We start from the raw sequence: 6,571 nt of genomic DNA on the forward strand, positions 1-6,571 counted from the left end.
ACCGGAATGCCGCGTTCAGACAGAGCTTCCATCTGTGCAGGCTCCAATTCTACAAAGCGAATGTTGTCGAGGGTCTCCTCCGCAATATTGACGCTGTTATCTACCATACGTTCTAAGCCGTACAGAATCGCGGAGAAATCGGCGGTCATGCTTGCTTCGCACTTGCCCGCCTTGACGCGAGCCATATGCGCCTTATTGAAGCGTTTTTGTGCCTTGCGCAGCTTTTTCTTATCTGCAATGACCTGCCGTCTGCTCCGACTGATTTTCTGTCAGTACATACTGCAGCATACTGCGCGTGCTCTCATCTCCATCTACCACATAAATGTTCATGCTCCCGCCTCACAGCACGCGGGAATTTTTATAGGTACCCGTGATAGAAAACTCTACCCACTCGGAAATATTGACGGCATGGTCACCGATGCGCTCCAGATACTTGGAAATCATCATAATATCCATCGCCTGCTCAGCATCATCCATCGATTCATGAATGCGCTTGACCAGCACCGTGCGCACTTCATTGAACAGACGGTCTACGACGTCATCGTACTCCATGACGCTGTGTGCCTTTGCCAGATCGTTGGCAACAAAGGCATCAATGGAATCATGCACCATTTTTGTCGCAGCTTCTACCATATAATCAATCTGTTCCGGCGCTGCATAGTCCGGTGTCTCGCACAAAAACAGTGAAACATCGGCAATGTCATCTGCCAAATCGCCAATACGCTCCAGATCCGTAACCATTTTGAGGGCAGCGGACACCTCGCGCAGGTCACGCGCTACCGGCTGCTGTTCCAGCAGCAGCTTGAGGCACGCGCTCTCAATCGCGCGCTCTTTCTGGTCGATCTCTTTATCGCCCTGCATCGTGATTTTTGCCAGCTCCGCATCGCGTGTGCGCAGTGCTTCCACCGCATGGCTGATAGCTGCCTCACACAGCGCTGCCATCGAAACCAGCTCATCATGCAAATCTGTCAATTGCTTATCATATTTGGTTCGCATATGCTTCCTCCCATTAACCAAATCTGCCGGTGATGTAATTTTCCGTTCTCTGATCCTTCGGCATCGAGAACAGCTCTGCGGTCTCGTTAAATTCTACCACTTCGCCTAGCAGGAAAAATGCCGTTTTGTCCGAAACACGCGTTGCCTGCTGCATGTTGTGCGTCACCATCACGATGGTGTAATCCTGCTTGAGATCCTGTACCAGATCTTCGACCTTCATGGTGGAAATCGGATCCAGTGCCGAAGTCGGCTCATCCATCAGCAGTACTTCCGGCTCAATGGCCAGCGCGCGAGCGATGCACAATCTCTGCTGCTGACCGCCGGACATGCCCAGAGCGCTCTTGTCCAGTCGATCCTTGACTTCATCCCAAATTGCCGCATTGCGCAGGCTCTTTTCGACGATTTCATCAAGCACAGCCTTCTTGTGAATACCATGGGTGCGCGGACCAAAGGCAATGTTGTCATAGATGCTCATCGGGAACGGATTCGGCTTCTGGAACACCATGCCGACGCGGCGGCGCAGCACGTTGACGTCCATATTGCCAAAAATATCCTCGCCGTCCAGCAGAACGGTGCCGTCAATCTTGCAGCCCTCGACCAAGTCATTCATGCGGTTGAGCGTCTTGAGCAGGGTGGATTTACCGCAGCCGGACGGGCCGATGAATGCCGTGATTTCCTTTTCCGGCAGCTCCAAATTGATGTTTTTGAGGGCATGAAACTGGCCATAATGCAGGTTCAAGTCCTGAATTTTATATTTCATATGCATACTCATAAATGATAGTTCCTCTTACTTTTTCGTCAGCTTCCGTGCAACGAGCGCGGAAATGGTATTCATTGCCAGAACAATCAGCAGCAAAACAACTGCCGTTGCATATGCCTGATCCGTGTGCAGACCTTCACTGGACAGGCAGTACATGTGTACCGCCAAAGTACGACCGGAAGAAAACAGACCGGTTGCCATATCCGTTGCTGTGCCAGCGGTGTAAATCAGGGCAGCGGTTTCACCGACAATACGGCCGACTGCCAAAATAATACCTGCCAAAATACCTGGCATCGCAGACGGAAGCACGATGCGGAATACCGTGCGCAGTCTGCCCGCGCCCAGTCCAAAGCTCGCCTCGCGGTACATATCCGGCACAGCGAGCAGGGCTTCCTCTGTGCTTCGCATGATAAGCGGCAGCACCATAATCGACAGCGTCATCGCACCGGACAGCAGCGACAGCTTCCAATGCAGCTGGGTGACGAAGAACAGCATACCGAACAGACCATAGACAATAGACGGAATGCCGGACAGCGTTTCTGCCGTCAGACGCATGAGACCGACCAGCTTATTGCCCTTCTTTGCATACTCTACCAGATAAACCGCAGTGAACACACTGATCGGAATGGCAATGAGCAGCGAGAGCAGTGTCATCTCAATGGTTGTGATGATAGACGGCAGCATCGAGCAGTTTGTCGAGGTGTATGTCCAAGAGAACAGACTCGGCGTCAAATACGGGATGCCCTTGACGAGAATATAGCCAATCAAGAAGGCGAGAACCGCAAACGTAAAGATTGCTGCGCCGTACACGAGCAGACGCAAAACTAGCGAATGAATGGTCTGTGTCGGCTTGGGAGAAGAATTTTTCCGCTGGACATGCTCTCTCGGCATCTCCATCGCTCTGCTTCCGGTCATATCTTCTCACCTCTCTTTTTGATGATGGCAAACGTGATATTGATAATCAAAATAAAGACGAACAGCACGACGCCGGTAGCAATCAATGCCTGTCGATGCAGGCCGGTTGCATAGCCCATTTCCAGCACGATGTTTGCAGTCATCGTGCGCACACCGCGCAGAATGCTGGTCGGAATGCGCGCCTGATTGCCCGCTACCATAATAACAGCCATGGTCTCACCGATGGCTCTGCCGATACCGAGCACCGCCGCTGCCAAAATACCCGACTTTGCAGCCGGAAGAACGGCAAAAAACGTCGCGTGCTCATGGGTAGAACCGAGTGCGAGTGCGCCCTCATAATAGCTGTTCGGAACCGCATTGAGTGCCGATTCGCTCAGATTGATAATGGTCGGCAAAATCATGATGCCGAGCAGAACAGCGGCAGTCAGCATACTGACACCGGTGCAGCCGCGCAGGTTGCGTGCCAGCGGCACCATCACAACCAGACCAAAGAAACCATAAATAATAGACGGAATACCTGCCATCAGCTGAACCAGCGGTTCGAGTACCTTATGCAGCTTTTCCGGACAGAAGCGAGACAGATAAATGGCAGTGAGCAGACCAATCGGCAGACCGATAATGACGGCGCCCGCTGTGACGCACAAGCTGCCAACGATCATTGGCAGGATGCCATAACTTGCCGGCTGATTCTTCGGTGCCCAGTCCGTGCCCAGCAAAAATTGGAACAAGCCAATTTCCTTCATCGCCGGAATACCGTTGGCAAACAGGAACACACAAATCAGCGCAACAGCAACGATGGACATGCAGGCGCACAAGGCAAACAGCCAAGACATGCCGCGCTCCATCAGTTTTTGTCGTTTTAACATAACATTGAAACCTCTTTGTTGCATAGATCCGATTGACAAGGAACAACCCTCCGTCGTTTGACGGACGGAAGGTTGCTGCCTGTCATCTTATTTCTGAATTACTGTACGTCAGCCCAGTCGGTCGTCTCACCGGTAAAGATGCTCTTTACCTGGTCAGAAGTCAGATTGTCAATGCTGTTGTTCGGATTGACAATGACTGCAATGCCGTCCAGTGCGATCTCTGTCGGAGTCAGATTCTGCTTTTCCTCATCGGTCAGGTCACGAGATGCCATGCCGATGTCGCAGGTGCCTTCGCTTGCACTGGTCATACCAGTCGTGGAATCGGATTCCTGTACGGTTACCTTGACATTCTTGTTGACGCCCTCATATGCTTCCTTCAGCTTTTCCATGACCGGTGTTACGGAAGAAGAGCCTGCAACGGTAACGTCGCCGGAAGCATTGCCAGCCTGATATGCCTGCGCCTTGTCATCTACCGGAATGTAACCGTTGTCAGAGATGATCTTCTGACCATCGGCGGACAGAATGTAGTTGAGGAAATCCTGTGCTGCCGTGCTCAGATCGCTCTTGGTTGCTACATTGAACGGACGAGAGATTTTATACGAGCCGTTGAGCACGTTGTCCGTGGTTGCCTCTGCGCCGTCAATCTTGACTGCCTTGACAGAGTTGCTCATCGAACCGAGAGAAGCATAACCGATGGCGTTCTTATCACCAGATACATTCTGCATCATAACTTCGGTCTGATTGGCAATGATTGCATCGGAAGTGGTGTTGTCGGTCTTGTTGCCGCTTGCGTCCTTGGTCTCAATACCGAACAGTTCGATAAATGCGCCGCGGGTGCCGGAACCGTCCTCACGAGATACTACATCAATCGCGCCGCTTACGCTGCCGCCTGCGGTGGAACCGTCAGAAGTGGTCTGGGTGTCGGAGCTAGAGCTGCCGCAGCCTGCCAGTGCGCCCATCAGCAGCATACCTGCTAAGGACATTGTGCCAAAACGCTTGAGTGTCTTCATTGCTTTCATAATCGAAGTCCTTTCATTCGTGTCAGTATAAGATTTTTGTTTCGTTCAACAGCCTCTATTCTACGCATACCGTGTAAACTCCGCGCCAGCCAAGCGGTAAAATATTCGTAAATCTCGCTTTCTTTCGTAAAATATCTGTCTGGAATGTAAGATATGTTAAAATTTGATGCAGCAAAATATTTTCTGTTCCCCACTTGACAACTTCGCGCTCGTGTGGTACTTTTAATACGATAAATAAAAAAATAAACCGTTGATCGAGACAAGTACGCTTCGTGAAGTACGCACAGAGAGCTGTAGATGGTGGGATTACAGTGGTATGGATGATGCCGAATGGACTCGTGAGGGCAGTCTGAACGCCGGTTGGCAAGTAGGCGCTGACGGTCTCCCGCCGTTATCGTGGAACGCACATGTTGGTGTGTGGTAAGTGGTCGATGTTTTTTATGATGTCGGCAATATGGGTGGCACCGCAGAAGCTGATGGCTTTTGTCCCAAGGATTCTTGCAGAAATGCAGAACGTGGGATGAAGGCTTTTTTTATTTGCAAATTTACAACTGTTAGGAGTATCTATCATATGAAACTGGAAAATTACGAGGTACATCTGCCGAGTTATTCCATCGGCAATACCATTTATAACAAGATTGGACCGGTCTGCGAATCGTATGGCAAAACCATTCTGGTCATCGGCGGCAAACAAGCGCTTGACGCCGCATTGGACAAAATCCGCGCCGCTGTCGAGGAAACCAATCTGGAAATCATCGGTGTGGAGCTATTCGGCAAGGACTGCACCTATGCCAACGTAGAGCGTCTGCGCGCCATGCCGATCTATCATGAAGCGGATATGGTATTCGGTGTCGGCGGCGGCAAAGCGCTGGATACCGTCAAGTGTCTGTGCATCACGGACGACAAGCCGGTCTTTACCTTCCCGACCATCGCCTCGAACTGCTCCGCTTGCACCGCTGTATCAATTATGTACAATGAGGACGGCACATTTTTAAAGCCAAATTTCTTTGTTCGCCCGGCAATGCACGCGTTCATCGACACAGAAATTATCGCCAAGGCTCCGTGCCGATACATGTGGGCAGGCATGGGCGATACCTACGCCAAGTTCTATGAGGCAACGATTTCTTCCCGCGATGAGCGTCTGGAGCACTTCACCGCTGTCGGCGTTGCCATCTCGCATATGTGCCGCGATCCGCTGCTCGCCTACGGCGCAAAGGGATTTTCCGACCATCAGAAGGGCATTTCTTCCTATGAAGTGGAGCAGATTATTCTGGCTATCATCGTCACAACCGGCGTTGCCTCGATTTTCCTGACCAAAGACTTTACGCCGGATTACAACAGCGGTCTGGCACATGCCGTCTTCTATGCGCTGACCAACTATCCAATCATTGAGGAAAAGCATCTGCACGGTGAAGTCGTCGGCTTTGGTGTTTTGCTGGCTCTGCTCGTTGACGGACAGGACGAAGAATTTGAAAGAGTTTACCAGCTCAACAAGGCCGTCAAGCTGCCGGTTTCTCTGGAAGAGATTGAAATCTCTGAAGAGCAGTGGGAAGAAAGCACCAACCGCATTCCGCATATGTCGGATGTAGCGCATTACCCGTATGTTGTCACCAAGCAGATGCTGACGGATGCCATGCATAAATTAAAGGAAAGAGCAGGACGCGACAGTCATGAATAAGCAAGCAAAAACAAGTTCCATTATCTTAGGCATTGCCTTTGTATGGTTTACCACCCATTTCGGCGGCGGCTTTGCCTCCGGCGCACAGATTTATACCTATTATGTCAAGTATGGCATCTGGTGTCTGCTCATGCCGGTTCTCGCCATGCTGTACAATGCGGTATTCTTCGCCTACTGCCTGCGGTTTGCCCGCAAGCACGAGGTATACGATTATCGTTCCTACAACAACGCGTTTTACGGCAAATTTGCCCCGATTTTCTCCAATTTATTTGAAGTATTGTATCTGTGCGTGATGTGTGTCGCACCGGCTGTTGCTTTTGCAACCGGCGGCGCCACG

Annotated in this window: 6 protein-coding genes, 2 pseudogenes and 1 other annotated feature; of the genes and pseudogenes, 2 read left to right on the forward strand and 6 right to left on the reverse strand. The window is 51.1% G+C overall.

What is annotated here, in order from left to right; genetic code table 11:
• From ACR0P9_RS05935 to ACR0P9_RS05960, 6 genes and pseudogenes are all read right to left on the reverse strand, one after another.
• Window positions 1–263: pseudogene (locus ACR0P9_RS05935) on the reverse strand (hypothetical protein); the annotation flags it as partial.
• A gap of 76 nt (window positions 264–339) precedes the next feature.
• Window positions 340–996 carry a phosphate signaling complex protein PhoU gene (gene phoU, locus ACR0P9_RS05940; RefSeq protein ID WP_432618237.1) on the reverse strand — a complete coding sequence of 219 codons (657 nt, stop codon included), beginning with the start codon at window positions 994–996 and terminating at the stop codon, window positions 340–342.
• A 13-nt stretch (window positions 997–1,009) separates the two neighbouring features.
• Window positions 1,010–1,756, reverse strand: a complete 747-nt coding sequence (pstB, locus tag ACR0P9_RS05945) for a phosphate ABC transporter ATP-binding protein PstB (RefSeq protein WP_432618239.1) — start codon at window positions 1,754–1,756, stop codon at window positions 1,010–1,012.
• Window positions 1,757–1,783: 27 nt separating this feature from the next.
• Window positions 1,784–2,647, reverse strand: a complete 864-nt coding sequence (gene pstA, locus ACR0P9_RS05950; RefSeq protein ID WP_432618244.1) for a phosphate ABC transporter permease PstA — start codon at window positions 2,645–2,647, stop codon at window positions 1,784–1,786.
• A 20-nt stretch (window positions 2,648–2,667) separates the two neighbouring features.
• Complete coding sequence (pstC, locus tag ACR0P9_RS05955) at window positions 2,668–3,537, reverse strand: phosphate ABC transporter permease subunit PstC (RefSeq protein ID WP_432618241.1); 870 nt, start codon at window positions 3,535–3,537, stop codon at window positions 2,668–2,670.
• Window positions 3,538–3,635: 98 nt separating this feature from the next.
• Entirely contained in the window at window positions 3,636–4,547 is a 912-nt protein-coding gene (locus ACR0P9_RS05960; protein WP_432618246.1) for a substrate-binding domain-containing protein, read from the reverse strand.
• 250 nt (window positions 4,548–4,797) lie between these two features.
• Window positions 4,798–5,050, forward strand: a binding site (T-box leader).
• A 77-nt stretch (window positions 5,051–5,127) separates the two neighbouring features.
• On the opposite strand from ACR0P9_RS05960, the gene ACR0P9_RS05965 reads away from it, so the two are divergent.
• A complete protein-coding gene (locus ACR0P9_RS05965) occupies window positions 5,128–6,234 on the forward strand; it encodes an iron-containing alcohol dehydrogenase family protein (RefSeq protein ID WP_432618242.1) in 1,107 nt (368 codons plus the stop codon).
• Window positions 6,227–6,571 (forward strand): annotated as a pseudogene (locus tag ACR0P9_RS05970) (hypothetical protein); the annotation flags it as partial. The gene ACR0P9_RS05965 and the pseudogene ACR0P9_RS05970, both read left to right, overlap by 8 nt.

This window comes from Butyricicoccus sp. (genome assembly GCF_050872565.1).
Lineage (GTDB): Bacteria > Bacillota > Clostridia > Oscillospirales > Butyricicoccaceae > Butyricicoccus_A.